General features: G+C 66.2%; 1 pseudogene. It reads left to right on the forward strand.

Features of this window, described 5'->3' with window-relative positions:
* Positions 1–273: 273 nt before the first annotated feature.
* Positions 274–506, forward strand: a pseudogene (locus MOV75_RS41585) (serine protease); the annotation flags it as partial.

A 506-nucleotide genomic window follows, 5' to 3' on the forward strand; every position in this document is an offset into this window, starting at 1 on the left:
CGCCGCGGCCGCGGCCGCCATCGCAAGCGAGGTCGCGCCGGCGAGTTGCAGCAGGGAGCGGCGGGTGAGGTCGATGGTCATTGGTCAGGACTCGCTGAAATGCTTGAGACGAAATGGCGCAATTTTCGGATTGCTACACGTTCCCGTGAGGCGCTCCCAATCACATATTCGTCGGCCGTGATCCTACGGAGAGCCGTCCTGGTCCTGGCCACCCGGCCAGTTTCGCAATCGCCCGCGACATCCCAAATTGAGGACAACTTACAGGAGCTTACCATGACCGACCTGACCGCCCTGTCCTCACTGTCATCCGCCCTCGCGGACGTGGTGGCGCGCACCGCGCCCTCAATCGTCTCCGTGCACTCGCATCGCTCCCGTGCCACCGGCTTTGTCTGGAAGGCAGGCCTCATCGTCACCGCCGACGAGGCGCTGGCCGACGAGGGTGAGGTCGAGATCGGCCTCCCCGACGGCAGCCGCGTGGCCGCCACGATCGCCGGCCGCGACCACAC

Source organism: Bradyrhizobium sp. PRIMUS42 (assembly GCF_023006515.1).
Lineage (GTDB): Bacteria > Pseudomonadota > Alphaproteobacteria > Rhizobiales > Xanthobacteraceae > Bradyrhizobium.